Origin of the sequence: Kitasatospora sp. MAP12-44, from assembly GCF_029892095.1 — a bacterium.
GTDB lineage: Bacteria > Actinomycetota > Actinomycetes > Streptomycetales > Streptomycetaceae > Kitasatospora.
This window is the reverse complement of record NZ_JARZAE010000004.1, coordinates 1,263,680-1,288,378: the sequence shown is the minus strand read 5'-3', so window position 1 is coordinate 1,288,378 and position 24,699 is coordinate 1,263,680. Positions and strand designations below refer to the sequence as shown.

General features: G+C 74.3%; 24 protein-coding genes and 1 pseudogene. 12 read left to right on the top strand and 13 right to left on the bottom strand.

All coding sequences use genetic code 11. From position 1 onward, the window contains the following. Positions 1 to 227: 227 nt before the first annotated feature. The 3 genes and pseudogenes from P3T34_RS39875 to P3T34_RS06440 form a co-directional block, all read right to left on the bottom strand. Positions 228 to 710: pseudogene (locus P3T34_RS39875) on the bottom strand (DUF6643 family protein); the annotation flags it as partial. Positions 711 to 1,035: 325 nt separating this feature from the next. Then, positions 1,036 to 1,476: a large conductance mechanosensitive channel protein MscL gene (gene mscL, locus P3T34_RS06445; protein WP_280665018.1), complete on the bottom strand. Its 441-nt coding sequence runs from the start codon at positions 1,474 to 1,476 to the stop codon at positions 1,036 to 1,038. Positions 1,477 to 1,612: 136 nt separating this feature from the next. Beyond that, positions 1,613 to 2,797, bottom strand: coding sequence for a glycosyltransferase family 4 protein (locus tag P3T34_RS06440; protein ID WP_280665017.1), 1,185 nt, complete (start codon positions 2,795 to 2,797; stop codon positions 1,613 to 1,615). A gap of 275 nt (positions 2,798 to 3,072) precedes the next feature. Between P3T34_RS06440 and P3T34_RS06435 the strand changes: the two genes are divergently transcribed. Together P3T34_RS06435 and P3T34_RS06430 are read left to right on the top strand one after the other, a co-directional pair. After that, positions 3,073 to 3,858 (top strand): slipin family protein, encoded by a 786-nt coding sequence (locus P3T34_RS06435; protein ID WP_280665016.1) that lies wholly within the window; start codon positions 3,073 to 3,075, stop codon positions 3,856 to 3,858. A gap of 75 nt (positions 3,859 to 3,933) precedes the next feature. Beyond that, a complete protein-coding gene (locus tag P3T34_RS06430) occupies positions 3,934 to 4,608 on the top strand; it encodes a thiol:disulfide interchange protein DsbA/DsbL (RefSeq protein WP_280665015.1) in 675 nt (224 codons plus the stop codon). 7 nt (positions 4,609 to 4,615) lie between these two features. Here P3T34_RS06430 and P3T34_RS06425 read toward each other — a convergent pair whose 3' ends face one another. Next, the gene (locus P3T34_RS06425; protein WP_280671861.1) at positions 4,616 to 5,761 is read right to left on the bottom strand and encodes a glycosyltransferase; all 1,146 of its coding nucleotides are present in this window, start codon (positions 5,759 to 5,761) and stop codon (positions 4,616 to 4,618) included. An 84-nt stretch (positions 5,762 to 5,845) separates the two neighbouring features. On the opposite strand from P3T34_RS06425, the gene P3T34_RS06420 reads away from it, so the two are divergent. Further along, positions 5,846 to 6,640 (top strand): aspartate/glutamate racemase family protein, encoded by a 795-nt coding sequence (locus P3T34_RS06420; RefSeq protein ID WP_280665014.1) that lies wholly within the window; start codon positions 5,846 to 5,848, stop codon positions 6,638 to 6,640. On the opposite strand, the gene P3T34_RS06415 is transcribed toward P3T34_RS06420, so the two are convergent. Together P3T34_RS06415 and P3T34_RS06410 are read right to left on the bottom strand one after the other, a co-directional pair. After that, the gene (locus tag P3T34_RS06415) at positions 6,621 to 7,598 is read right to left on the bottom strand and encodes a polysaccharide deacetylase family protein (protein ID WP_280665013.1); all 978 of its coding nucleotides are present in this window, start codon (positions 7,596 to 7,598) and stop codon (positions 6,621 to 6,623) included. The two genes, P3T34_RS06420 and P3T34_RS06415, sit on opposite strands and share 20 nt — an antisense overlap. Before the next feature lie 186 nt (positions 7,599 to 7,784). After that, on the bottom strand, positions 7,785 to 8,291 hold the full coding sequence (locus tag P3T34_RS06410; protein WP_280665012.1) for a PTS fructose transporter subunit IIA: 507 nt from the start codon (positions 8,289 to 8,291) through the stop codon (positions 7,785 to 7,787). A 286-nt stretch (positions 8,292 to 8,577) separates the two neighbouring features. On the opposite strand from P3T34_RS06410, the gene P3T34_RS06405 reads away from it, so the two are divergent. From P3T34_RS06405 to P3T34_RS06395, 3 genes are all read left to right on the top strand, one after another. Further along, positions 8,578 to 8,817 carry a DUF397 domain-containing protein gene (locus P3T34_RS06405; protein ID WP_280671859.1) on the top strand — a complete coding sequence of 80 codons (240 nt, stop codon included), beginning with the start codon at positions 8,578 to 8,580 and terminating at the stop codon, positions 8,815 to 8,817. Between the two features lie 544 nt (positions 8,818 to 9,361). After that, positions 9,362 to 9,856, top strand: coding sequence for a hypothetical protein (locus tag P3T34_RS06400; RefSeq protein ID WP_280665011.1), 495 nt, complete (start codon positions 9,362 to 9,364; stop codon positions 9,854 to 9,856). A gap of 337 nt (positions 9,857 to 10,193) precedes the next feature. Continuing rightward, positions 10,194 to 11,333 carry an acyl-CoA dehydrogenase family protein gene (locus tag P3T34_RS06395; protein WP_280665010.1) on the top strand — a complete coding sequence of 380 codons (1,140 nt, stop codon included), beginning with the start codon at positions 10,194 to 10,196 and terminating at the stop codon, positions 11,331 to 11,333. A 29-nt stretch (positions 11,334 to 11,362) separates the two neighbouring features. On the opposite strand, the gene P3T34_RS06390 is transcribed toward P3T34_RS06395, so the two are convergent. After that, positions 11,363 to 12,484 (bottom strand): aminoglycoside phosphotransferase family protein, encoded by a 1,122-nt coding sequence (locus P3T34_RS06390; protein WP_280665009.1) that lies wholly within the window; start codon positions 12,482 to 12,484, stop codon positions 11,363 to 11,365. 528 nt (positions 12,485 to 13,012) lie between these two features. On the opposite strand from P3T34_RS06390, the gene P3T34_RS06385 reads away from it, so the two are divergent. Next, positions 13,013 to 14,482, top strand: coding sequence for a hypothetical protein (locus P3T34_RS06385; protein ID WP_280665008.1), 1,470 nt, complete (start codon positions 13,013 to 13,015; stop codon positions 14,480 to 14,482). Between the two features lie 10 nt (positions 14,483 to 14,492). Here P3T34_RS06385 and P3T34_RS06380 read toward each other — a convergent pair whose 3' ends face one another. Then, positions 14,493 to 14,666 (bottom strand): hypothetical protein, encoded by a 174-nt coding sequence (locus P3T34_RS06380; protein WP_280665007.1) that lies wholly within the window; start codon positions 14,664 to 14,666, stop codon positions 14,493 to 14,495. Between the two features lie 123 nt (positions 14,667 to 14,789). Then, complete coding sequence (locus P3T34_RS06375) at positions 14,790 to 15,155, bottom strand: hypothetical protein (RefSeq protein ID WP_280665006.1); 366 nt, start codon at positions 15,153 to 15,155, stop codon at positions 14,790 to 14,792. Between the two features lie 314 nt (positions 15,156 to 15,469). Between P3T34_RS06375 and P3T34_RS06370 the strand changes: the two genes are divergently transcribed. Both P3T34_RS06370 and P3T34_RS06365 read left to right on the top strand, forming a co-directional pair. Beyond that, a complete protein-coding gene (locus P3T34_RS06370; protein ID WP_280665005.1) occupies positions 15,470 to 16,939 on the top strand; it encodes a HEAT repeat domain-containing protein in 1,470 nt (489 codons plus the stop codon). A 182-nt stretch (positions 16,940 to 17,121) separates the two neighbouring features. Further along, positions 17,122 to 18,168 carry a helix-turn-helix domain-containing protein gene (locus P3T34_RS06365; RefSeq protein WP_280665004.1) on the top strand — a complete coding sequence of 349 codons (1,047 nt, stop codon included), beginning with the start codon at positions 17,122 to 17,124 and terminating at the stop codon, positions 18,166 to 18,168. On the opposite strand, the gene P3T34_RS06360 is transcribed toward P3T34_RS06365, so the two are convergent. From P3T34_RS06360 to P3T34_RS06345, 4 genes are all read right to left on the bottom strand, one after another. Continuing rightward, entirely contained in the window at positions 18,159 to 19,244 is a 1,086-nt protein-coding gene (locus P3T34_RS06360) for a MerR family transcriptional regulator (RefSeq protein ID WP_280665003.1), read from the bottom strand. The genes P3T34_RS06365 and P3T34_RS06360 overlap by 10 nt on opposite strands. 85 nt (positions 19,245 to 19,329) lie before the next feature. Beyond that, entirely contained in the window at positions 19,330 to 20,199 is an 870-nt protein-coding gene (locus P3T34_RS06355) for a biotin-dependent carboxyltransferase family protein (protein ID WP_280665002.1), read from the bottom strand. Continuing rightward, on the bottom strand, positions 20,196 to 20,834 hold the full coding sequence (gene pxpB, locus P3T34_RS06350) for a 5-oxoprolinase subunit PxpB (protein WP_280665001.1): 639 nt from the start codon (positions 20,832 to 20,834) through the stop codon (positions 20,196 to 20,198). Before pxpB ends, P3T34_RS06355 begins: the two co-directional genes overlap by 4 nt. After that, complete coding sequence (locus P3T34_RS06345; RefSeq protein ID WP_280665000.1) at positions 20,834 to 21,610, bottom strand: 5-oxoprolinase subunit PxpA; 777 nt, start codon at positions 21,608 to 21,610, stop codon at positions 20,834 to 20,836. The genes pxpB and P3T34_RS06345 overlap by 1 nt, the downstream gene beginning before the upstream one ends. A gap of 250 nt (positions 21,611 to 21,860) precedes the next feature. Here P3T34_RS06345 and P3T34_RS06340 point away from each other — a divergent pair, with 250 nt between their 5' ends. The 3 genes from P3T34_RS06340 to P3T34_RS06330 are packed head-to-tail and all read left to right on the top strand — an operon-like array spanning position 21,861 to position 24,699. Continuing rightward, on the top strand, positions 21,861 to 23,078 hold the full coding sequence (locus P3T34_RS06340; protein WP_280664999.1) for a saccharopine dehydrogenase NADP-binding domain-containing protein: 1,218 nt from the start codon (positions 21,861 to 21,863) through the stop codon (positions 23,076 to 23,078). Positions 23,079 to 23,110: 32 nt separating this feature from the next. Continuing rightward, complete coding sequence (locus P3T34_RS06335) at positions 23,111 to 24,082, top strand: sigma-70 family RNA polymerase sigma factor (protein WP_280664998.1); 972 nt, start codon at positions 23,111 to 23,113, stop codon at positions 24,080 to 24,082. Positions 24,083 to 24,138: 56 nt separating this feature from the next. Then, on the top strand, positions 24,139 to 24,699 hold the full coding sequence (locus tag P3T34_RS06330; protein WP_280664997.1) for a dihydrofolate reductase family protein: 561 nt from the start codon (positions 24,139 to 24,141) through the stop codon (positions 24,697 to 24,699).

Genomic DNA, 24,699 nt, shown 5'->3' with positions numbered 1-24,699 from the left:
CCCTGGAAATCCCCTCGGATCCCTTTCGGTCAGTAGCCCTGCCCCTGCTGGGGCTGCGCCTGCTGGCCGTACTGCTGCTGGTGCGCGTACTGCTGCTGGCCCTGCTGACCGAACTGGCTCTGCCCGAACTGCCCCTGGCCGAGCTGCCCTTGGCCGAACTGGCCCTGTCCGAACTGCCCCTGCGCGTACTGCTGCTGCTGGGGCTGCGCCTGCTGTCCGGCCTGCGGGCCGCCCTGCTGGCCGGGCTGCTGGAAGAACTGCGGCGGCGGCACCGGGCGGACGGGGGCCACCGGAGCGGCCGGCGACGGCCGGAATCCGCTCTGGGAGTCCCAGCCCTGCGGCGCGGGGTAGCCCTGCTGCGGCTGCTGGGCGGGCACCCGCGGGCCTGGCAGGTACGGCTGGCCGCCGTAGCCCGGGACGGGGGGCTGCGGCGTGGCGTACGACGGTGTCGCGTACGCGGGACCGCTGCTGGGGCCGGGGCCGAGTGCCAACCGGGCGGGCGGCAGGGCCGGCAGCAGGCTGGTGCTCTCCAGCGGAGAGCTGTAGCCGGAGACCGGTTGGTGAGGGGCCGGGGGCAGTGCCGCCGGCACGTTGATCGGCGCGATCTGGGGGACTCCGCGCTCTGCGACCAGGCTGTCGTAGATGGGCGTGCCCGACGAAAAGGACGGAGCGTAGTAGCCGACTCCGTCGTAGGAGCGGGGCGAGGTCATGGGGCATACCGTAAGCCCAGAATGTGCCACTTGAGGAGTGTGGGAGGGGGGGAGTTCGAGTGTTTACACAGTCTTCGCTCTCGCAATGCTCCCAAACCGCGGAAATTCGGGCATTTCGCGGACGGTTTCAGGCCGTTCATGCTCCGGATGCGAGCTGTTCGGGCGCTGAGGACACCGTCAGGGACGGCTGAGCCCCCCGCATTTCGGGGGGCTCGCCGTGGCCTATCCTGAGCACGTCACCGCCGACGGAAGGGCTCTGCCCTGCTCGCGGGCGGGTGTGTCCGGTTCGGATCGGGCCGGTTCGGGGCTGCTTGCTCCGCCGCTGCTACTTGCTCTGCAGCGCCTGGGCGGGGAAGCCGGGCAGCGGCGCCAGCTCCGAGGTGCAGTGCGAGCAGCGCGCCGCCGCGGCCGGGATCCGGCTCAGGCACTGCGGGCAGTCGATCTTCGGCTGCTCGTTCTTCGGTGGCTCGAAGCGGGCCTGCAGCTTGCCGACCGGCAGGACGACGGCGAAGTAGATCACCGTGGCGATCAGCAGGAAGCTGATCAGCGCGTTGAGGAACGCGCCGTACGGGAACGCGGTGCCGCCGACCTCGAAGGTCTTCTGGGTGAAGTCGCCGATGGTGCCGGTGGCGACCCCGATCAGCGGCGTGAGGAACGCCGTGACGAACCCGGTGACGACGGCGGTGAACGCCGCGCCGATGACGATACCGACTGCCAGGTCTACTACGTTTCCGCGCAGCAGAAAGCTGCGGAAGCCCTTGAACACGGCTCTGAACTCCAGATGGATCGACGGAGGGTGAAGACCTCACCCCCTTGGTCCGCCATCCTGGCCACAGCGGAGCGGCGCGGTCCAACCCGCCTCACCCGCTTCGGCTAACCCGGAAACCAAAGTTGACGCTGAGTCAGATCATCCGTGCACGCACCTGCGCGGCCAGCGTGCGCGGGGAGCTCAAGGAGCGCTCGTAGAAGTCGACCATCTGCCCGGTGACCTGGTGCAGCGTGAAGTTGGTCAGGAAACGGGCCCGGGCGGCCTGCACCCGGCCGACCGAGCCGGCCGGATCGGCCAGCACGGCGCTCAGCGCGGCGGCCAGCTCCTGCGGCGCCTCCGGCGGCACCAGGACGGCGTAGTCCGCCGAGCGCACCGTCTCGCGCAGGGCCGGCACGTCCGAGCAGACCAGCGGGACGCCGACGCCCATCGCCTCCACGGCGGCGCTGCCCAGGCCCTCCCAGCGCGAGGGCACGGCGAACACGTCGGCGGCGGCCATCAGATCGGGGACGTCGCCGCGCACCCCGAGGAACCGCACCTGCCCCAGCATCCCCGGGGCCGCGGCGAGTTCGTGCAGCCGCGGGCTCTGCGGCCCGGTGCTCCCGGCCAGCAGCAGGACGGCGCCGGGCGCGCCGCGCAACACCTGCGGCCAGGCCGCGAGCAGCACGTCGAGCCCCTTCTGGTACACCTGGCGCGCGGCCGCCAGCACGACCGGGGTGTCCGGCGCCAACCCCAGCGCCTCGCGCACCGCGACTCTGCGCTCCGGCGTCACGGTGCCCAGCAGCTCCGGGTCGCGTCCGTGCGGCACCACGTCGATCCGACCGGCCGGGATCCGCAGCCGGCTCGCCATAGCCCCGGCCACGTGCCTGGTCAGCGCGTGGAAGCGGCGGGTGCCCTGGGCGGTGGCGGCGTCCATCGCCTGCGCGGTGCGCACCCGCCAGGGCCGCAGCCCGAGCGCGTGCAGGTGCTCGGGGTCGTAGGCGGAGCTGACCAGGCTGGAGACCACCGGTGTGCGGGCGGCCAGCGCCGCGGCCCGGCCCAGCACGTCCGCCTCGTGGAGCGTGGTGTGCACCAGGTCCGGGCGCCGCTCGCGGACCAGGGCGTGCAGGGCGGCGGCGGTGCGGCCGCGGCCGCGGTGGTGCACGCCGAAGACGGTGGCGCCGGCGGCCGTCAGCTCGGGTTGGAAGCCGCCCGGGGACGGCGTCAGATAGGCGACGTCGAGCTTGATGCCCGATCGCACCAACTGCGGTGCCAGCGCCAGCAGTCCCTGCTCGGCGCCGCCCACCCGGTCGAGACCGTCGATCACGTAGAGCACATGCATCCGACTCAATCCCCCTGACGCGAGACGTGGTCGGCCTCCCATGCCGACCCGCGCCCGGGCCCTAGCATCGCAGCCCGGGCGGCTCACCCGCCAGGGAATCCACGGCAGGAGCGCCGGGCCTGCTCGGGCCGGTCCCGGACTGGTTATCAAAGTCCTTGCCCCACCCTGTTGTTGGCGCAGCTGCGGGCGCATACTGGCCCGGCGCGGGATGCGTCCGCACGACAGGACCCGCAGGGCCCGGTGTGGGCGCGCCGCCGAGGGGCGGGCGAGGAACCATGCCGGTGGTCGCGGGACTGGTCGTGCTGGCCGTGGTGTTCTGGCTCGTCACCGGGGTCAAGGTGGTCCAGCAGTACGAGCGGGGAGTGGTGTTCCGGCTCGGCCGGGTGCGCAGCCAGGCCAAGGATCCGGGGCTGATCCTGCTGGTGCCGGTGGTCGACCGGCTGCGCAAGGTCAATGTGCAGATCATCACCATGCCGGTGCCGGCCCAGGATGGCATCACCCGCGACAACGTCTCGGTGCGGGTGGACGCGGTGGTCTACTTCCGGGTGATCGACCCGATCCGGGCCTCCGTCGACGTGCAGAACTACACCTTCGCGATGTCCCAGGTGGCCCAGACCTCACTGCGCTCGATCATCGGCAAGAGCGAGCTGGACGACCTGCTCTCCGGCCGGGAGAACCTGCACCGGGGTCTGGAGTTGATGCTGGAGAGCCCGGCGACGGACTGGGGCGTGCACATCGACCGGGTGGAGATCAAGGACGTCGCGCTGCCCGACTCGATGAAGCGCTCGATGGCCCGGCAGGCCGAGGCGGACCGCGAGCGGCGGGCCCGCATCATCACCGCCGACGGCGAGTTCCAGGCCGCGGGCAAGCTCGCCGAGGCGGCCCGCACGATGGACGCCACGCCGTCGGCGATGCAGCTGCGGCTGCTGCAGACCGTGGTCGAGGTGGCGGCGGAGAAGAACTCCACGCTGGTGCTGCCCTTCCCGGTGGAGCTGCTGCGGTTCTTCGAGCGGGCCGCGGAGCGCGAGACGGCCGCCGTGCCCGCCCCCCGTACGGAGTAACGCGCGCTGCGCCGATCGGGCGACTTGGTGGGGCACAAGTGGCCAGCGGGGCAGCCGTGCTGACACGGTGTCGGCATGAGGTCCGTCCAGCGTGCCGCCGTCCTTCTCCTCTCCGCCGGTCTCACCCTCGGGGTGGCCACCGCGCCCGGGGCGGTGGCCACCGCGCCGGTGCCCCGCGACGGCGCGCCGTACGAGCGGCTGCAGCATCCGCAACCGGTCCGCGACCCGGCGGTCCGCGAGGTCGTCGAGGTCTTCTGGTACGGCTGCTACCACTCCCAGCTGCTTGAGCAGCCGCTGGAGGCCTGGGCCGCCCGCCAGCCGTCCGACGTGGTGCTGCGGCGGCTGCCCGCGGTGTGGCCGGGGGAGAGCGACCAGACCGTCGAGCGCGGCCACGCCCGCCTCTACTTCACCCTGGAGCGGCTCGGCGAGGTGGACCGGCTGCAGCTCGCGGTCTTCCACGCCGTGCGCGACGAGGGGCGCGACCTCACCACCGAGGACGGCGCCGCCGGCTGGGCCGCCCTGCAGGGAGTGGACCCGCAGCGCTTCCGGACGGCCTACGAGTCCGACGAGGTCGGCCGGGAGACCGCGCAGGCGCCCGCGGACCTGGCCCGTTACGAGACCGCCGAGCTGCCCACCGTCGTCGTCCAGGGCACCTACCGCACGGGGCCGACCCTGGCCGGCGGGGTAGAGGCGATGCCCGCCGTGCTCGACGACCTCCTCAAGCAGGTCCAGCCGGCCGCCAAGCACTGAGCAGGCGTCAGTAAGTGCGCCCTTTCCAGGCGGCGCCGCGGCCGCGCCAGTGCTGGACGGCCGAGTCGACCGTCATCAGCAGGTAGAGCAGCGCGGTGAAGGGCAGTAGGGCCGCCGCGGGGGCCGGCCGGTCGTAGTAGCGGGTCATCGGCAGATACGTCCCGGCCATCAGGGCCCAGGCCGCGGCCCCGACGGCCAGCAGCGGCCAGTCCCCGCCCACCAGGCCGGCCAGCACGGCGACCGCCGGGACCAGATAGACCACCGCCAGGCCGAGCACGGTGCCGAGCAGCAGCGCCGGCGAGTGCCGCAACTGGGCGTACGCGCTGCGCGAGACCATCCGCCAGAGCGGCGCCAGGCCCGGGTAGGGGCGCACGCTGTCCACCCGCAGCGCCGCCGGGCGCTCGGCCAGTCCCAGCCAGGTCCGCCCACCGGTGCGCTTGACCGCGCGGGCCAGTGACACATCGTCGATCACAGCTCCGCGGATCGCCTCGATCCCCCCGGCGCGCTCCAGCGCGTCACGGCGCACCAGGGAGCATCCGCCGGCGGCCGCCGCCGTCCGCGCGCCGGGGCGGTTGCTCCGGCGGAAGGGGTACAGCTGGGCGAAGAAGTACACGAACGCCGGCACGATCAGCCGCTCCCAGCCGGTCTCGGTGCGCAACCTGGCCATCTGGGAGACCAGGTCGAGCCGGTGCGTCTCGGCGGCGGCCACCAGGGCGGCGAGCGTGTCGGGGCCATGGCTGATGTCGGCGTCGGTGAGCAGCAGGTACTCCACCGGGCCCGCCTGCTCGACGCCGTGCCGCACCGCCCAGAGCTTGCCGGTCCACCCCGGCGGCAGCGGCGGGGGCGTGCAGACGGTCAGCGGGAGCCCGCCGCCGCTCAGCCGCCCGGCGACCCGCGCCGTCCCGTCCGAGCTGTGGTCGTCCACCAGGATCACCCGGGCCGCCCCCGGGTAGCGCTGCGCCAGCAGCCCCGGCAGGCTCAGCGGCAGCACCTCGGCCTCGTCCCGGGCCGGCACCACCACCGCCACCGACGGCCACCGCGCCGGCTCACGCCGCTCGGGCAGCCGGATGTCGGTCCGCCAGAAGAAGCCTTGGCAGCCCGCCAGCCAGAGCCAGCACAGCAGGGACAGCACACTCACCCACAGCAGCACCATCACGGTGGCAGTCTGTCGCAGCCGAGCCGCCGCCGGGGCCGCGACGCCGCCCACCATGTGCTGGTTGGTCTAAGGTCGACTCTCGTGAAGATCGCACTGCTGGACTCTGGAATCGGGCTGCTCCCGGCGGCCGCCGCGTTGCGCGCCCTGCGCCCGGACGTCGACCTGGTGATCACCAACGACCCGGACGGCATGCCCTGGGGCCCGCGGACCCCCGCCGACATCACCGAGCACGCGCTGGCCTGCGCACGGGCTGCCGCCGCGCACCGGCCGGACGCCCTGGTGGTGGCCTGCAACACCGCCTCGGTGCACGCGCTGGAGGCGCTGCGCGCGGAGCTGGAGCCCGGGCTGCCCGTGATCGGCACCGTCCCGGCGATCAAGCCGGCCGCCGCCAACGGCGGGAAGGTGGCGATCTGGGCCACCCCGGCGACCACCGGCAGCGCCTACCAGCGCGGCCTGATCAGCGAGTTCGCGAGCGGCGCCGAGGTCACCGAGGTCCCCTGCCCGGGCCTCGCCGACGCCGTCGAGCGGGCCGACGACGCGGCGATCGACGCGGCGGTCAAGGCGGCGGCGGCGCTCACCCCGCCCGGCACCGAGACGGTCGTGCTGGGCTGCACGCACTACGAACTGGTGGCCGAGCGGATCCGCGCGGCCGTCGCCCCGGACCCGGCCGCCCCGCTGGCGCTGTACGGCTCGGCCGAAGCCGTCGCCGCCCAGGCGCTGCGCCGCGTCGCCGCCGGTCCGGGCGCGGGCGCCGCCCTGGGCAGCGGAAGCCTGACCGTCCTGCTGAGCGGCCGCCCGGGCACCCTGCCGGCCGCGGCCGAGCACTACCCGCAGGGCCGCGCCCTGCTGACCACCCTCACCCGCGCCAGCGGCTGAGCGCCGGGTCGAGGCCGGAGAGCACGGTGTCGAAGTGGTCCCGGCCGCCGGCCGCGTCCACCCGCAGTCGGCTGACCAGCAGGGCCTGCTCGGGCAGCCGCCGGCTCAGCCGGTGGTCGGTGAGGAAGCCCAGCCGGTAGCCGAGCTCGCGCAGCACCTCCGCCGCCCGCGGCTCGTAGCCGCCGCCGGGGTAGGCGAAGGCGGTCGGGGCGGTCCCCAGCCAGCCGGTCAGCGCCTGGTGCGCCGAGGCGATCTCGGTGCGGACCGTCGCGTCGTCGCAGCGCCGCAGCTCGGCGGCGCCCAGGCTCTGGCTGCCGATCGCCACCCGAGCGGCCGCCAGCACCCGCAGGTCCTGCGGGGTCAGCCGCTGCTGGCGCGGCGGGCGGGCGCCGGTGCTGACCCGCAGCTCGTGCAGGCTGCGCCGGCGGTCCGGGTCGGGCAGCGCGGCGAGCTGGGCCAGCCGGCGGGCCTGGCCGTCGGCCGTCAGCGCCCGCGCCTGGCCGCCGTGCGCGGTGAGGAAGGCCGCCTCCTGGCGCCAGCAGGGCAGCTCGGTGCCGATCAGCTCGGTGACCACGAAGGCCACCGCCGGCAGCCCGCGGGCCTCCAACGCGGGCAGCGCGTGCTCCAGCACCCCGCGGTCGGCGTCGTCGAAGGTGATCAGCACGCTGCGCGGCGGCAGCGGCCGCCGCTGCGCCACGGCCTGCTCCAGGGTCCGCAGCGAGATCGGTGTCGCCGTCCGGCAGAGCCGGTCCAGTTGCGCGCCGAAGCGCCGGCGGTCGGTCACCCGGCGGTAGGCGAGCACCGCGAGGCGGCGTGCCGCGTGGGCGCGGAAGAGCGGCTGGGCGGGGGAGTAGCGCAGCCAGTGGTTCAGCCGTCCGGACGGGCCGCCGGCCGCTGACGCCGAGTGGTCGGTCAACGGCCCGGTCGGTGACTTCGGCGTGCTGTCCGGTCGCGGCACGGTTCCCTCCAGGCACGGCCGGACTGATCCGGCATGAGATCGCTTGACGCAGTCAAGACGCGCACGCTCGACGAATGGTTGTATGCCGGATGGACAGGTCAGTGGCATGAGCCAGCGGCGACGAGTGCACAGATCGTAGCCGAAGGAAAGCGCTGCGTGTTGGGTGGTCCGCCTGCGTGCAGGCTCTCAGACCTTGCCCTGCCGGTAGGTCTCCTCGGCGGCGTCCAGCACGGCCGCCAGGTCGCCGCCGGCCGAGGCGGTGAGCACCGCGGCCACCGCGCCCTCCACGAACGGGGCGTCGGCGAAGCGGACCGGGAACGGCAGGCCGTGCTCGTCCGCCGTCGCCAGCAGCGCCTGCACGGTGTGCACGGCGGCCGGCAGGTCGGCCAGCACCGCGACGCCGTGGCCCTGGTCCACCCGGCGGGCGGCCGCCGCGATCAGCAGCGCGCTGCTGCCCAGTCCGTCGCCGGGGTGGCCGCCGGTGGCCGCGACCGGTGCGGGGTCGTCGGTGGGCACCAGCGTGCGGGCCAGATCGGCGACGTCCTCGGCCAGATCCCGGCTCTGCGAGACCAGCACCACGCCGACCCGCCCCAGCGCCGCCGAGCGCACCGGCGTCTGGCTCGGCACCCGTACGGCCGAGGGCGCGTCGAGGATCGGGATGACCTCCGCATCGGTACTGTCCCGGTGGCCCATCGGCTGCTCCAGCTCTCTTCGGTGGAACCGGTCGCCCCAGGGGCACCGGCGCTGCCCACCGCCACTCTCGCAAACCGCGCCGCCCGCGTCCCGCGCCCGCGCCGGTCCGGGCGGCACTTCCGCAAAGCGCGTCGGACCGACCGGCAAGGGGTGGGTGGACCGTCCTCCGAGCGGAGGAGTCCCGGCCAAACGCACTACAGGTCCGGTCGGGGCCCGGATACCCTGGCCCTCCGGATCGTCGGGAGGAGCAACAACAGTGACAGCCGATATCGGTGCCAGCGAGACTGTGAACGCCTCGGAGGCGCTGCCCAGTTCGCGAAAGCCCCAACTGGACGTGACCGACGCCACCTGGCTCTCCAGCAGCCAGGGCGACGGGAAGTCCGGCGATGTGCAGATCGCCTTCGTGGACGGCTACATCGCCATGCGGGACGGCCGGTTCCCCGACGGGCCGGTGCTGGTCTTCACGCCGGCCGAGTGGCGGGCCTTCGTGCTCGGCGCGCGTGACGGCGAGTTCGATCTGACGTAACGCCAGCTGCTTGGAGAGGCAGACAGACAGACGCCGTGCCGACCGCCCCCACGCGGTCGTGCACGGCGTCTGCTGTGTGACCCGGCTCGCGAAGCCGGGCCGCCTCCCGCGGTTTCCCCGATGCAGGCCCCGGAGGACCGGCAGTCGCCGGGAGGTCGGCAGCGGAGCCAGTGGCTCGGCTGCCGTGCCCGGGATCCGAACGCCCCCACGCGTCGGTGTCCCGGGCTGGTCCGCGAGCGCGAACGGGTCGGGGAACCCGCGAACCAGGCTTGGGTGAAGGTGTTGCCAAGGGTGCTGACCAGGCGGGTGCTGCCAGGTCATGCAGCGGCTGGGTACCACGAGGTGCGATGGGAGGAAGGGCGCACATAGGTACGCCACAGCAGACCACCCCCACGTGGAAGACGCCCACAGCAGCTGCCGTACATCCGCGACCGTAGCCCGGACGGTTGCTCAGAGTCAACATTCGTCTCGGAGCGTGGAGCTTGCGGGGGCCGACGGGGCGCCCGGTGCCGGTGTGGGGAGCGGGTGCACGTACGATGGCGACATGTCTTTTCTCCGCCGACGTTCCGGCACCCCAGCGGGCCCGGACTTCGACGTACTCGCGATGGATCCGGGCGACTGGCCCGGCCACTTCGGCGCCGCGATCATGAGTGGTCCGGACGGCAGCTGCCAGGGGATCTTCCTCCGGTACGACCTGTTCGGCGGCCGCGGCCCGGCGATGTTCATCGGAAACCTGCCCGAGGGCTCACCGGCCCGCGACACCGAGGACGGCGTGCCGTTCGAGGTCAGACAGCTGCTGGCGGCGCTGGAGAACGACGAGCCGGTGGAGCTGGTCTCGGCCGAGGACTTCCCGGTGATGCTCGGCGACGACCTGCTGATCGTCAAGAAGGTCAAGGTGTCCGAAGAGCGGGTGTTCTGCGCCCAGTTCGACCGCAGCGACAGCGTGCAGGTCACCATCGCCTCCTGGGACCGGCCGATCGCCGACGACCTCTACCAGCTGCTGAAGCCGCTGCCGGCGGACCTCTTCCAGCAGGGCTGACAGGGGCTGTTTCCAGCCGTTCTGCGTCGCGGGCGCCGCTGCCGGTGCCCGCGACGGCGCTTGACGCTATCGATCAACACTTCGTACAGTCACCAGCATGTCGCCTCGCCGCCCGCTGCTGATCCTCTCCGCGCCTTCGGCCGGGAGTGCGCGCTGCGGCTGTCCCGGTCTGCGGCGTACCGCCGGCGCGGTCTGTCCGTAGGACGCGCCCCTGGCGCCGGCCCCGGTGTCCCCCTCTTCCCGGTCGGCCGTGCCTGCCGTTCGCACGCTCCCCACAGCTCGCGCAGCCGACGACGGCTGCCGCGCGTCCCCAAGCCGGCCGCCCGGAGGCAGCGCCATGAGTCCCGTCACCGATGACACGTCACCCCTGGACGCCGCGATCGCCGGCCTGCCCCGGGTGGTGGATCTGCTGACCGCCCGCGCCGAGGAGCACGACCGGGACGCGACCTTCCCGTACCAGGGGATCGAGGCGGTCCACGAGGCCGGGCTGCTCGCCCTGACGGTGCATCAACGCTACGGCGGCCCCGGCGGAACGCTCGCCGACACCGTCCGGGTGCTGGCCGAACTCGGGCGCGGGGACGCCTCGGTGGCCCTGGTCACCGCCTTCACGCTGTTGCTCCACGCCGAGCAGGGACGCAACCTCGGTTGGCCGGCGTCGGTCTACCGCCGGCTGCTCAACGAGTCGCGGCGCGGCCCGGCGCTGGTCAACACGCTCTGGGCGGATCCCGCCGAGGGCCCCGCCGCCGTGGCCCGCCGCGACGGCGACGGCTGGCTGCTGACCGGCCGCAAGACCGGCTGCACCGGCGCGGAGGCGCTGGCCTGGATGGCCGTGCGGGCGCGGACCGACGAGCCGCAGCCGCGCACCGGCACCTTCCTGGTACGCGGGGAGAGCGCCGGGGTGCAGGTGGACCCGGTCTGGGACCAGGTGGGCCTGCGGGCCAGCGCGGGGCACGATGTGCTCTTCGACCGGGTGTCGGTGCCGGCCGAGGCGGTCGTCGACCTGCGCGCCGAGCCGGACGCCGAGGCCGACGCGGTCGGCACCGCCTGGCGGGATCTGGCGCTGGCGGCGGTCCAGCTCGGCGTGGGCCGGGCGGCGCGGGACTGGCTGGTGCGCTTTCTCCAGCTCGGCGGGGGTGCGCCGGGTACCCGGTCGTGCCGGCAGGCTGCCGTGGGCGAGTTGGAGAGCGCGCTGATCGGCGCCGAGGAGTTGCTGACCGGCCTGGCGGCCCGGATCGACGCCGGGGACCGGCAGGCCGCCGACCGGACCGGCCCGGTCCATCTGCTGGTTACCCGGGCCGTGGTGGAGTCGGTCCAGCAGGCCGTCGCGCTTGCCGGCAGTGCGGGTCTGAGTCGGCGCCACCCCCTGGAGCGCTACCTGCGGGACGCGCTGAGCGGGCGGCTGCACGGCCCGTCGCAGGAGTCGGTGCTGCGGGCGGCCGGGGGCGCCGCGCTGGACGGGTGCCGTCCGCGCGGCTAGCCGGTCGGTCTGGCCCCACGCTCCCGTGCTCAGCGCGTCCCCACCGCGGCCCGGACCGCGCGGCGGGCCAGCGCGGCGTCGTCGTAGAGGCGGCGGATCAGGATCCGCTGCTCCTCGCCGGCCCCGGGCACGTCGTACAGCCGCAGCTCGCGCATCAGCACCAGCACCAGGTTGACCAGGAACGCGTCCCGGGCCAGCGTGCCGCCGGCCTGGGCGAGTTGGCTGATCTGGCGGCGCGCCGCGGTGTCGCCGGAGAGCACGCTCCAGAGCACCGCCAGGTCGTAGCCGGGCAGGTACCAGCCGGCCTGCTCCCAGTCGACCAGCACCGGGCCGGAGGGCGCGAGCAGGATGTTGGAGAGCAGCGCGTCGCCGTGGCAGAGCTGCTGCGGCATGTGCGACAGGCCGTGCAGCAGCTGGCGCAGGTCGCCGGCGTCCCGGTCGGTGAGCTGGCCGACCGAGTGGTAGCGGGCGGTCTCCCAGTGGTAGTCCAGCGGCTGCTGGAAGACGTCGGCGGGCGGGCGCCACAGGTTGAGCGCGCGCACCGCGCCGAGCATCGCGCGGACCTCACCGGGCGTGGGGGAGTTGGCCGGATGCCGCTCCAGGGCGGCCGGGCGGCCGGGGATCCGCTCCATCACCAGGACGCAGCGGTCGTGGTCGGCGGCGACCAGGCGGGGCATCCGGACCGGCGGGCGGTGCCGGACGAAGGCCCGGTAGACCGCCACCTCGCGGTGGAACTGCTCGACCAGGACGGCCCGCCGCTCGCTCTGCGCGGCCTGCGGGGAGAGGCACTTGGCGACCACCGCGGTGCGCCCGATCAGCCCGGTGATGAGGATGTGCCGGCTGTCCTCGCGCAGCACCTGGCGCGCGGAGAACGCGGGACATATCCGCGTGACGTGGGCGAGCGCCGCCCGGACCGACGGGGTGGCCAGCGCGGCGGTGTCGGCCCGCTCGATCAGGGGGGCGGTCTGCGGGGCGCGGGGGCGCAGCAGGCGCTCGGCTCCGGCGCGCGGGGCGAACCCGGGTGCCTCGATGCGCCCCGCGGGACGGGCGGGAAGTACCGGCTTCGGCCCGGGCCGGCGGACCGCCACGGACGGCGGGCGCTGGGCGGGGCCGGTCCGGGGCGCGGTGGGGGAAGTCGCTGTGGGGTACATGGGGTGGTGGAGATCCCTTCCTTGCCGGTGGCATATGTCAACCAGTGCGGATGCCACTGGTCTTCTGCGTCTTCTGCGCGGAACTGAGGTGCGGCCTGCGACGTCTGCCGGTGCTTGGGGGGCGTGCTCCGGCGTACAGCGGTGGAGGACGGCGCGCGGGTGGGTCGGCCGGCGGTCGTCCGTCCTCCGGGAGGTGTGCTCGGTGCCGGCCCGGTCCGTCCCCGCCGGTCCGCGCACCCCTGGGGAAATGCGTCGGACCGCCGGAGCGGAAGGGCTCTGCGCCAGTCGCGCCACCCGGTCGCGCCACCCCCTTCGCCGGGCCGCCGGAGCGGTCGGCGGACGGCCCGGAGGGTCAGCCCTGGCCCGTCGTTCCGGCCCTGTGGACCGGGTGGGGTTGGTGCACCTCTATCTGAGCTTGCCTAGCCGGTAGCTAGACAGCTGGCGAGCCCTGGCGAAGCCTGGCGAATGCTCGCGTGGCACATGACAGCGCATTAGTCTCGAACCAGCCGAGGAGCCTGGGGGCTTGACGTGAGCAGGGAACCCAACGCCCGACTGGCCGACCTGTTCGCCCTGACCGGATGGTCCAAGGGCGAGCTGGCCCGGCTGGTCAACCGCCGGGGTGCCGCGATGGGGCAGCAGCAGCTGTCCACCGACACCTCGCGGGTGCGCCGCTGGATAGAGCAGGGGGAGATCCCGCGCGATCCGGTGCCGCGGGTGCTGGCAGCCGTGTTCACCGAGAGGCTCGGCCGTGTCGTCTCCATCGAGGATCTCGGTCTGGCGCGACACCGGCGACTCGGGGCGGGCACAGCGCAGTACGGAGCGCCCCCGGAGCCGGAGCGGACGGCTGAGATCCTCACCGAGTTCACGGGAATGGACCTCATGCTCAACCGACGCGGACTGGCCAGTGCGGGCACCGCACTGCCCGGCGGCTCCGTCATCCCCGAATCCCTCTACGACTGGCTCAACGGGAACAGCGTCGCCCACGCGGCCGCCCGGCCCGGGCCCCGGCAGGTGATCACCGGTTCGATCGCCCGCCCGGTGGTGGACGTCTACGAGCCGGGCCCGGTGGGCCCGGAGGAGGTCGATGCGCTGGAGCGCTCCGTCGACGTGTTCCGCTCGTGGGACGCCTCACGCGGCGGCGGGCTGCAGCGCAAGGCAGTGATCGGCCAACTGAACGAGGTGGGCGGCCTGCTGACCCATCGTCATCCGCTCGAGCTGGAGCGGCGGTTGTGGATCATCGCGGCCAATCTGGCGGTGCTGGCCGGCTGGATGTCGCACGACGTCGGCCTGGAGCCCACCGCCCAGCGGTACTTCGTGATCGCCGCGCAGGCGGCCAAGGAGGCCGGTGACCGGCCGCGGGCAGGTGAGGCGATCTCCCGCGCCGCCCGCCAGCTGCTGCACCACGGCCGGGCCGACGAGGCCCTGGATCTGATGCGGCTGGCCCAGGCCGACGGCAAGCAGCGCAGCCAGCCCCGGACCAGGGCGATGCTCAACACGGTGGAGGCCTGGGCACAGGCCTCGCTGGGGCGCTCACAGGAGGTCGGGCAGCTGCTCGGCGAGGCCGAGGAGCTCTTCGTCCAGGAGTGCGCGGAGCCGGCGCCGAGCTGGATGCAGCTCTTCAACGAGTCGGAGCTGCACGGGATGCAGTTCCTGGTCTACCGGACGCTGGCCGAGCACGATCCGGGGGCCGCGCGGCTGGCCCGGCAGCACGCGGTGGAGGCGATGCGGCTGCGGGCGAAGAAGGGGCAGGAGCGCTCCACCGTGCTGGACCTGCTGACGCTCGCCTCGGTCTACTGGATCGCGGGGGAGCCGGAGGAGGCGCAGGTGCAGGCCAAGCTGGCGCTGGCCGCGATCGGCGACACCTCCTCGCACCGCACCTGGGACCGGCTGCGCGAGATGTACCGGCTGACCGGGCGCTACCAGGGGATGGCGCAGGTGGCGGAGCTGCGGGAGGAGATCAGGGCGGCGGTGCCGCCGGCCCGCCGCCCCCCTGAGTGACCGCCTGCGCTCAGACCGCGCCGTTCTTGGTGTGCACCTGGTCCCAGGCCTCGCTGACGAAGCGCTCGCGCTCGGTCAGGCTCAGGTCGGGGAAGTAGTCCTTCAGGCGCTCGACCACGACGGCCTCGGGCTCGTGGCACTCGTGCAGCAGGAACGCGGCCTTGTGCAGGATCTTGCTGTCCATGATGGAGTCCTCCCTCGCGCACGTCCGCCCTGTGCCGACGATGCGGCCACAGCATATGTGCGCCGCCTCGCAAGCATGTGCACGGGGGCGACGCCCGGCAGGTGGCAGGGGGTGCGGGCAGGCTCAGCCGGCCCGCAGCAGCATCCGCAGCGAGACGACGTGGCCGTCCGGCCCCAGCGCCGGACGGCCCGAGCAGCGCACCGCGACGGCGGCCTCCTCGTGCCGGCCGACCCGCACCACGCCGTCCAGCGCGCGGCCGTGCACCAGGGCCTCGGTGACCATCCGGCACAGCGCCGGGCGGTCCTGCGGGACCAGGAGGGAAGGGAGTTGATCGAGGGTCAGCGGACCGAGGCCCGGCTCGCGGTCGAGCAACCGGTAGGCGGCGGGCGACCAGTGCACCGTGTCGGCCATCAGGTCCCACTCGGCGGAGGCGACCTGGACGGGGGAGGTGCGGGCGCCGGCCGGAGCGGTGGTCTGGAGGTGACTCATCGGCCGTCCCACAGGGTGAGGGTGGTGGGTGGTGTGCTGCGTCACGACTCTTCCACACCCTCACCGACGGTGAGGGGTGATTGACGGAAAAGTTGGCAACTTCCCTCTGGCATATGCCGAGCGAGAGGTCCGGAGCCCGCCGCGCGGTCCCCGGCCTGTTCGAGACGGATCCGTACGGACTGTGTGCGTATGGGCCTTTCAGACGGTAACCTACGGTGATTCCGGCGCCCGGGCGCCCGCCCCAGCGTGACCACCAGACCCCCGGCGACGGAAATCCCGTTGCCACTACGACCGCCGCAACGGATGCTGACCTCATGTTCGAGCCCGTGATAGCCCCCAGTGCCAGCCTCCTCGGCCTCCTCCAGCGAGGCCGCGGCGACGGGCAGCTGCATGCGCTTGCCGCGGACCGGGACGAAGCGATCGCTGCCCTTGAGGAGTGCGTCACCAGCGACCCGCGGGCCGACTGGCAGGTCGAGAGCCGCTCCCTCTACTACGCACGCGTCTACATGGACCTCGAGGCGCCGCTCGGCGGCCTGGAGAGCCACCTGAACCACCCCGAGGACCTCCTTGACCCGGACGAGAGCCGCACCGGCCTCGCCCTGGCCGTGCTCGGCCACCTCGCCGCCTACGGGCGCCGTGACGCTCTGCTGCTGCTGCGCCAGTACGCCGCCAGCGGCGGCAACTGGGCCTGGGCGCTGGACGAGCTGGCGCTGCGCGACGACGACCAGGCGCTGCTCGCCCTGGCCCCCGCCGTGCTGAACCGCTTCCCGGCCGGCCCCGAGGGCGAGGCCGCGCTGCGGGCTGCCGTCCGCGCCGCGTACGAGCCCCGGCCGTGGCGGCTGTGGGCCGCGCACCACCCGCGGATCGCCGCCGCCAGTGAGCAGTCCCCCTTCGACCTCTGGCAGCGCCAGCTGGGCCGCAGCGAGGTCACCCCCGGCTGGAGCGTGGCCGACGTCCTGGCCTGGGCCGACCACCGGCCGACCGGCGGCGGGCCCGAGCAGGTCGAGCTCGACGACCCCCGCCGCGACCCGGCCGCCGTCGACCGCCGCTCCGCCGCGGCCGCCCGCTGCCTGGCCGCCGTCGCCCGCCCCGAGGACCGCGGGACGCTGCTGGACGCGGCCCGCAGCGGCGCCGAGGGCGCCCGCCGGGCCGCCCTGCGCCACCTGGTCGACCAGGACGACCCGGCCGTCCCCGAGCTGATCGAGGCGGCCGCCGCCGACGCGGACGACCGGATCGTCCGGGCCGCGCTGGAGACCCTGGGCCGGATGCGCGGCTCGCGCGCGCTGGAGCACGCCCGCCGCTGGGCCGACCCGGCCACCGGCGGCGACGACAGCGCGCTCGGCGAGGCCGCCGTGCTGCTGCTGGCCGACATCGGCGAGGCCGGCGACGCCGCCTCGGTGGTGGCCGGGCTGCGCCGCTGGATCATGGTGCACGGGGTGTCGGGACCGGGTATCGGCACGCTGGTCGACGGTGCGGGGCGGCTGGCCGCCGCCGCTGCCGTCCCGGCCCTGCGCCTGGTCTACGGCGAGGCCGGCTCCTCCGAGCTGCGGGGCAGAGCCGCCAGGGCGCTCGCCGTCACCGACCGCTTCTTCGCCTCGGGCCCGGCCGTCGAGTGCCTGTGGGACTGCGAGGAGAGCACCCGCGAGCTGGCCGCCCGCCACGTGGTGACCACCGGTGACGCCCGGGTGCTGGAGCGGCTGCGCCGACTGGCAGCCGACCCGGCCGAGGAGGCCGAGGTGCACGCCGCCGTACGCGGCCGGCTGACCTCGCGGGACCGGGGTTAGGGCTTTCCGGGCGGGCGATGCACGGTGGGTCGACCAGCTGGTCGACCCACCGTCGGTGATCGCCGGGTAGGGGTCCCCCGTCCCTGCCGGACCGTGCGCAGGGCCTCCCCGTCGGTCGCAAGAACAGTCTCGCCTCGGTCCGTACAGGTGTCATTGGCGTGGAGTGCAAGGTTCTTGACACCATGCGCACAGCGGACCGAAGGGGCGGGATGGACAGGGTCGAGTTGCGCACGGCGGACGTGCCGCAAGGTGAGCGGTTCGAGTGGTGGTGCGAGCTGGTGGACCAGGACCTCGCGCCCACGCACATCGTCAGTGAGCATCGGGGGGATTTCCAGGCGTCGGCCGTCGGGTGGGAGCTCGGGCCGGTGAGCGTGTCGGGATTCTCCTGTCCGAGACTGCGCTCCGAGCGCACGCCCGAGTTGATCCGGCAGTCGGACCCCGAGATGTGGGAGCTGGGGTACGTGGTCGACGGGGCCATGGTCATGGAGCAGGACCGCAGCCGGGCCCAGGTCCAGGCGGGCGACCTGCTGCTGTACGACACCTCCCGGCCGCTCACGGCGCAGGTGGTGACCGACCGCAACCGCGTCACCATCCTGCACCTGCCGAAAGCGGCGCTGCCGCTGCCGGAACGCTCGCTGCGGCAGCTGCTGTCCCGCAGGCTTCCCGCGCACGGGAGCGGGGCCCTGCTCGCGGAGTTCCTCCGGGGACTGACGGGTGAGAGGTGGACCGGGTTGGAGGCCGAGCACCTCGGCTCGACCGCGACCCAGCTCGCCTCGGCGTTCCTCGCCGGCATGGCGGACCGGGAGGGGCTGCTGCCACCGGAGACCCGGCAGACCGTCCTCCTACGTGAGGTGAAGACCTTCATCGGAGAACACCTGGCGGACCCTCGGTTGTCGCCGCAGACGGTCGCGGACGCGCACTGCATCTCGTTGCGCTACCTGCACCACCTGTTCCAGGAGGAGCAGCAGACCGTCAGCGCCTTCATCCGGGAGCTGCGGCTGGACCGGTGCCGAACGGACCTGGCACAGCCCGGACTTGCGAAGCACGCCGTCGGGACGATCGGCGCGCGGTGGGGCTTCGCGGACGCGGCGGCGTTCAGCCGGGCGTTCAAGGCGGCCTACGGGGTGCCCCCGGGTGAGTACCGCAGGCGGGCCGGGGCCCGGGGGCATCACCGCGGACGGCCGATCGGTCCCAGCGCCCGATCGGCTCTGGCGTCCGCTCACTCCTGACGTTCGACGACGTCGGCGACCGCGCAGGCGATGTTGTCCGGCCCGCCGGCCCGGTTGGCCAGTGCGATCAGCTGCTGGACGGCCTGCTCGGGCTCGCTGATCGTGCTCAGCGCGGTGTGCAGCCGGTCGGTGGGGACCACCGCCGACAGGCCGTCGGAGCAGAGCAGGTAGCGGTCCCCGGCGCGCGCGGTGTGCAGCGAGAGGTCGGGGCGACCGGCGCCGGAGCCGTCCAGGGCGCGCCGCAGCAGCGAGCGCTGCGGGTGGGACGCTGCCTCGTCCGCGCTCAACCTGCCCTCGTCGATCAGGGATTGGACGTGGGTGTGGTCATGGGTGATCTGGTACAGCTCGCCGTCGCGCAGCAGGTAGGCGCGCGAGTCGCCGATGTGCACCAGCGCGAGCTGTGAGCCGGACCAGAGCAGCGCGGTCAGCGTGGTGCCGGGCTCGCCTTCCGCGGGGGCCGCTTCGCGCAGGTCGGTCATGGTCTGCTGGACGGCCTGTTCCAGGGCGTTGAGCAGCTCGCCGGGGGACAGGCCCTCGGCGGGCAGCTCGGCGTCCAGGCGCTTGAGCGCGTCGATCGCCGTCGTGCTCGCCCAGTCGGCGCCCGCGCCGCCGAAGCCGTCGGCCACCGCGAGCAGCCGGGGCCCGGCGTGTGCCGCGTCCTCGTTGCGGGCGCGGACCAGTCCGATGTGGGAGCCGGCGGCGTAGCGGATGGCCAGGGCAGGGGTGGTGTTCGTCATGGTGACCTTCCGGTCGGACAGGTGGTCGACGAGGAAGTCGGCGAGGTCCTGGCGGGCCATGGTGTCGGCCATCACCCGCGACCAGTAGGCGGCCACCTCTTCGGCGGCCTGCCCGGGCGGCAGTTCGCAGACCAGCCGGATCCGAGCCAGCGGCATGCCGAGCCGGCGAAGCCAGGCGACCAGCCGGGCGCGCTCCAACTGCTCCGGGTGGTAGAACCGGTAGCCGGAGCTCGGGTCCACCTCGGCCGGTCGCAGCAGCCCCAGCTCGTCGTACAGCCGCAGCGCCTTCGGCGACAGCCGGGACGCGCGGGCGAAAGCCCCGATCGTCAGCAGCTCCACGGGCCGCCCCTCCTCTTCGTACCGGACGGGTCGTCCGGTACGACCGATGCTGGGCCTTCCCCCCGGGGGAAGGTCAACCCCGGCCCTACCGGGGCCCGCTGACCACCGTGAACCGTACCGGCGTGCCCGGTCTGACCTGCGCGGCGGCGTCCAGGTCGGCCTCCGGGACGACGCCGAGCACGGGGTAGCCGCCGGTCGTCGGGTGGTCGGCCAGGAAGACCACCGGCTGCCCGTCCGGCGGGACCTGGACCGCGCCCAGCACCATCCCCTCGCTCTCCAACTCGCCGTGCCGCGCGCGCGGCAGCCGAGGGCCCTCGGTGCGCAGGGCGACCCGGTTGCTGGCCGTGCCGACCCGGTAGTGCGCGGCGGCCAGCGCCAGCGGCGTCCGCGCCTCGAACCAGTCGGCGCGCGGGCCCAGTTGCAGCCGCAGCACCAGGGTGCCCGGCACCGCGGGCAGCGGGACCAGCGCGGGCAGCCGGTCCGCGGTCCCCGCGGTGCCCACCGGCAGCCGGTCGCCCGCGCGCAGCGGCGCCGGGCCGAGCCCCGAGAGCACGTCGGCCGACCGACTGCCCAGCACCGGCTCCACCGCGATCCCGCCGCGCACCGCCAGGTAGCCGCGCACCCCGGCCACCGCCGCGCCCACCTCGAGCAGCGCCCCCGCCGGCACCGGCACCGCCGTGCCCCAGGCCGCCGGGCGCCCGGCCACCGTGATCGGCGCGGGCGCTCCGGTCACCGCCACCAGCAGCGGCCCGTCCACCGCCCGCAGCGCGACCCCGCCCAGCGTGGTCTCCAGCGTCGCCGCGCCCGCCGGATTGCCCACCAGGCGGTTCGCCGCCCGGTGCGCGGCGGCGTCCAGCGCGCCGGCGCGCGGCACGCCCAGGTGCGCCACGCCGCGCCGTCCCAGGTCCTGAACGGTGGTCAGCGGCCCGGGCCGCACCACCAGCAGCGCGCTCACAGCCGGGCCCGGGTCGGCACGAAGCGCACCCGCGTGCCCGGGGCGAGCAGCGCGGCCGGGTCGCGGCGCTCGTCCCACAGCGTGGCGGCGGTGCGTCCCAGCAGCTGCCAGCCGCCCGGGGAGGAGCGCGGGTAGACCCCGGTGTACGGGCCGGCCAGCGCGACCGAGCCGACCGGCACCGACGGGCGCGGGGTGGCCCGGCGCGGCACGGCGTAGCGCTGCGGCAGCCCCGTCAGATACCCGAAGCCGGGCGCGAAGCCGCAGAACGCCACCCGGTACTCGGTGCCGCTGTGGATCGCCACCGCCTGCTCCTCGCCGACCCCCCAGAGCGCCGCCACCTCGGCCAGGTCGGCGCCGTCGTAGACCGTCGCCAGCTCGACCAGCGGCCCGGACGCCGGCTGCGCGCCGGTCACCGTCCAGCCGCGCAGGGTGCGGGCGAGCGGCGCGGGGGCCGCCACCCCGTCCAGCAGGACGGTCCGCGCGGCCGGCACGATCTCCGCCACCTCGCCGAGCCGACCCGCCGAGCGCTCCGTCAGCAGCCGGGCGTAGAGCGCGGCCACCTGTTCGGGCGTGTCGACCTCAAGCAGCAGGGCGCGCCCGCCCACCGGACGCACGCCTACGCCGCCCGTCGCCATCAGGTGAACGCCTCGACCCGGATGCCGGCCGAGGCCAGCGCCCCGCGCACCCGCCAGGCGAGCTGCGCCGCGCCGGGCGTGTCGCCGTGTACGCACAGCGAACGGGCGTCCACCGCGACCGGCTCGCCGCCCACCGCGGTGACCAGCCCGTCGCGCGCCATCCCCACCGCCCGCGCGATCACCGCCTCCGGATCGTGCACCACCGCCTCCGGGTCGCGGCGCGGCACCAGCGTCCCGGCCCAGGTGTAGGCGCGGTCGGCGAAGGCCTCGGTCACCACCGGCAGCCCGACGCCCTCGGCGACCGTCAGCAGCCGCGAGCCGGGCAGGCCGAGCACCGGCAGCGGCCCGTCGCAGATTGCTCCGGCCCGCAGCACCCCCGCGACCACCGCCTCGGCCTGCTCGCTGTCCGACACCACCCGGTTGTAGAGCGCGCCGTGCGGTTTGACGTAGCTCACCCGCGAGCCGGCGGCGCGGGCGAAGACCTGCAACGCGCCGATCTGGTAGGCGATCTCGTCGGCCAGCTCCTCCGGTGGCACGTCCATCGCGCGGCGCCCGAAGCCGGCCAGGTCGCGATAGGAGACCTGGGCTCCGATCCGCACGCCGCGCTCGGCCGCCAGCGCGCAGACCCGGCGCATCGTCGAGGGGTCGCCGGCATGGAAACCGCAGGCCACATTGGCGCTGGTGACGACGGACAGCAGCGCCTCGTCGTCGGTCAGCGTCCATCGTCCGAACCCCTCGCCGAGGTCCGCATTGAGATCGATCACCGCGCCGGTCACGGCCGTCTGCCTCCCAGAAGTGATAGGTCCTGTCGGGATCGTAGGGCTTCACCCGTGGGCCGGTCGCCGGGGACCGCCACCTCGCGGGGCGCACCCGGCCGCGCCCTCCCCCGTCCGGCCGAACGCGCCGGGCCTCGGCGCCACCGGTGCGGGGCTGGTGCGGGGCTGCTGGGGGACTGAGCAGCGTTGACAGCGGGCCGGTGGCCTCCTAGCCTGGCCGCCACCCATTACCGGCCGGTAGGAACCCCAGATGCGCGCCGAACGCCCGTATGACCTCGTCCTGTTCGGCGCCACCGGGTTCACCGGAGCGCTGACGGCCGAGTACCTCGCGCAGCACGCGCCGGCCGGCTGCCGCTGGGCGCTGGCCGGCCGCAACCGGGCGAAGTTGGAGGCGCTGCGCGGGCGGCTGGCGAAGCTGGCACCCGGCTGCGCCGACCTGCCGCTGCTCGACGCGGATGCGGCGGACCCGGCCTCGCTGCGCGCGGTCGCCGAGTCGGCCCGGGTGGTCATCACCACGGTCGGGCCCTACCTGCGCTACGGGCAGCCGCTGGTCGCCGCGTGCGCGGAGGCGGGCACCGACTACGTCGACCTCACCGGCGAGCCCGAGTTCGTCGACCGGATGTACCTGCTGCACCACCGGCGGGCCGCCGAGACCGGTGCTCGGCTGGTGCACGCCTGCGGGTTCGACTCCGTCCCGCACGACCTCGGCGTGCTCTACACGCTCGGCCGGCTGGCCGAACTGGACGCGCCGAAGGACGCGCCTATCGAGGTTGAGGGCTTTGTGCGGGCCGGCGGCACCTTCTCCGGTGGCACCTTCGCCTCCGCCCTCACCGCCGCCTCGCGCCCGCGCGCGATGGCGCGGGCCGCCAAGGAGCGGCGCGCCGCCGACCCGCAGCCGACCGGACGCCGGATCAGCACCTCGGGCGGGCGGCCGCGCTGGTCGCGCGAGGCGCGGGCCTGGGTGCTGCCGCTGCCCACCATCGACGCCCAGGTGATCGGCCGTTCGGCCGCCGCGCTGCCCGAGTACGGCACGGCGTTCCGCTACGGCCACTACGCCGCCGTCAAGCGCCTGCCGATCGCGCTGTCCAGCACGGCGGGGCTTGCGTTGCTCGTCATCGCGGCCCAACTGCCCCTGCTGCGCCGGGCGCTGACCGCGTTCCGCAAGCCGGGGGAGGGGCCGGGCGCCGAGCAGCGCGCCAACTCGTGGTTCACCGTCAGGTTCGTCGCCGAGCAGGGCGGGCAGCGGGTGTTCACCGAGGTCTTGGGCGGTGACCCCGGCTACACCGAGACCGCCAAGATGCTCGCCGAATCCGCCCTCTGCCTGGCCTTCGACGAACTCCCGCCCACCGCGGGCCAGGTCACCACGGCCGCGGCGATGGGCCCCACGCTGATCGACCGCCTCTCGGCGGCCGGCCTGCGCTTCACCACCCTGACCGCCGCCCCGACCGCCGCCCCGGCGCGGGGCTGAGCTCACAGCACCTCGGGCGGCATGATGGACCGGTGGACTTCGAGCCGTACCGGGGCGAACTGACGGCGTACTGCTACCGGATGCTGGGCTCCTACCAGGACGCCGAGGACCTGGTGCAGGAGTCGCTGCTGCGCGCGTGGAAGGCGCGGGAGCGGTACGAGCCGGGCCGCGCGTCGGTGCGGACCTGGCTGTACCGGATCGCGACCAACGTGTGCCTGACCGCGCTGGAGGGCCGCGCGCGGCGTCCGCTGCCGTCCGGACTCGGCGCGCCGGGTGAGGACCCGGGGGTACCACTCGTGCCGGCCCCGGACATTCCCTGGCTGGAGCCGTTCCCCGATGCCCGCTTCGACCTGGAGCTGCGCGCCGACCTGCGGCTCGCCTGGGTGGCGGCGGTCCAGCTGCTGCCGGCCCGGCAGCGGGCCGTCCTCGTGCTGCGTACGGTGCTCGGCTTCAGCGCCGCCGAGGTCGCCGGTCAGTTGGAGACCACGGTCGCGGCGGTCAACAGCACCCTGCAACGCGCGCGGGCGACACTCGCCGGCGCCGCCGGGCGCACCGAGCTCACCGAACTGACCGAGCCGGACAGTCCCGAGGAGCGCGAGCTGGTCCAGCGCTACGCCCGCGCCTTCGAGGCGGCCGATGTCCCGGCGCTGGTACGGCTGCTGGCCGAGGACGCGATCCTCGAAATGCCGCCCGTCCCACTGTGGTACCTCGGCCGCCGGGACTACGGCAGGTTCATGGACCAGGTGTTCGAGAGGCGCGGCCGAGGCTGGGCCACCCGGCAGCTCACCGCCAACGGCCAGCCCGCGCTCGCCACGTACCTGCCCGAGACGGGGACAGCGGACGCCTTCCGACTCCACAGCCTGCAGGTCTTCACCGTTCGCGGCGACCGGATCACGCGCAACGTGGTCTTCGCCGATCCACGACTGCTGAAGGCCCTCGGTCTTCCCGCGCGGACTTCCTGCGAAAAGCGGACTTCCTGCGAAAAGCTGCGCCAGGAGCGATGAGTCCGGTCGATGTCGCCGGTACGTACTGGTGAACACCACACCGAAGGAGACTCGTCATGAGCGTCATCGTCATCGCGTTCACCACCCTGGACGGGGTCGTCTCCGACCCCGACGGCTCCGCCGGCACGCCGGAGGGCGGCTGGATGTTCCGGTTCGGCCGAGAGGAGATCGACGGCGACAAGTTCCGGATCGGGAGCACGCTGGAGAAGGGCATCCTGCTCCAGGGACGGGGGACCTGGCAGCACTTCGCGCAGCTCTGGCCGCACCGCGAGGGCCCGTTCGCGGCGCAGATGAACGCCGTCCCGAAGCTGGTCGCCACCCGCACCCTGACCGACACCTCGGCCTGGGCGAACTCCCGCCCCCTCGACGGCGAACTTGTCGACGCCGTCAAGCACGAGGACCGCGACGTGGTCGTGATGGGCAGTCTCAGTATCGTGCGCCGGCTGATGGCCGAGGACCTGGTCGACGAGTACCGGCTGATGACCTTCCCCACCGTCCTCGGCGCGGGCCGGCGGCTCTTCCCAGCCGACGGCCCGCACACGAATCTGGAGTGCCTCTCGGCGGAGCAGGTCGGCAACCTCGTCCTCACCCGCCACCGCAGAGCCGCCGCCCGCTGA

Bases quoted from the DNA above. Each gene is read 5' to 3' on its own strand.
- P3T34_RS06375 (WP_280665006.1), bottom strand. From the start codon at position 15,155: ATGAGTCACCTCCAGACCACCGCTCCGGCCGGCGCCCGCACCTCCCCC.
- P3T34_RS06340 (WP_280664999.1), top strand. From the start codon at position 21,861: ATGCGCGCCGAACGCCCGTATGACCTCGTCCTGTTCGGCGCCACCGGG.
- P3T34_RS06410 (WP_280665012.1), bottom strand. From the start codon at position 8,291: ATGGGCCACCGGGACAGTACCGATGCGGAGGTCATCCCGATCCTCGAC.
- P3T34_RS06390 (WP_280665009.1), bottom strand. From the start codon at position 12,484: ATGTACCCCACAGCGACTTCCCCCACCGCGCCCCGGACCGGCCCCGCC.
- P3T34_RS06380 (WP_280665007.1), bottom strand. From the start codon at position 14,666: ATGGACAGCAAGATCCTGCACAAGGCCGCGTTCCTGCTGCACGAGTGC.
- P3T34_RS06430 (WP_280665015.1), top strand. From the start codon at position 3,934: ATGAGGTCCGTCCAGCGTGCCGCCGTCCTTCTCCTCTCCGCCGGTCTC.
- P3T34_RS06395 (WP_280665010.1), top strand. From the start codon at position 10,194: ATGAGTCCCGTCACCGATGACACGTCACCCCTGGACGCCGCGATCGCC.
- P3T34_RS06370 (WP_280665005.1), top strand. From the start codon at position 15,470: ATGTTCGAGCCCGTGATAGCCCCCAGTGCCAGCCTCCTCGGCCTCCTC.
- P3T34_RS06330 (WP_280664997.1), top strand. From the start codon at position 24,139: ATGAGCGTCATCGTCATCGCGTTCACCACCCTGGACGGGGTCGTCTCC.
- P3T34_RS06365 (WP_280665004.1), top strand. From the start codon at position 17,122: ATGCGCACAGCGGACCGAAGGGGCGGGATGGACAGGGTCGAGTTGCGC.
- P3T34_RS06400 (WP_280665011.1), top strand. From the start codon at position 9,362: ATGTCTTTTCTCCGCCGACGTTCCGGCACCCCAGCGGGCCCGGACTTC.
- P3T34_RS06440 (WP_280665017.1), bottom strand. From the start codon at position 2,797: ATGCATGTGCTCTACGTGATCGACGGTCTCGACCGGGTGGGCGGCGCC.
- P3T34_RS06425 (WP_280671861.1), bottom strand. From the start codon at position 5,761: ATGGTGCTGCTGTGGGTGAGTGTGCTGTCCCTGCTGTGCTGGCTCTGG.
- pxpB (WP_280665001.1), bottom strand. From the start codon at position 20,834: ATGGCGACGGGCGGCGTAGGCGTGCGTCCGGTGGGCGGGCGCGCCCTG.
- P3T34_RS06435 (WP_280665016.1), top strand. From the start codon at position 3,073: ATGCCGGTGGTCGCGGGACTGGTCGTGCTGGCCGTGGTGTTCTGGCTC.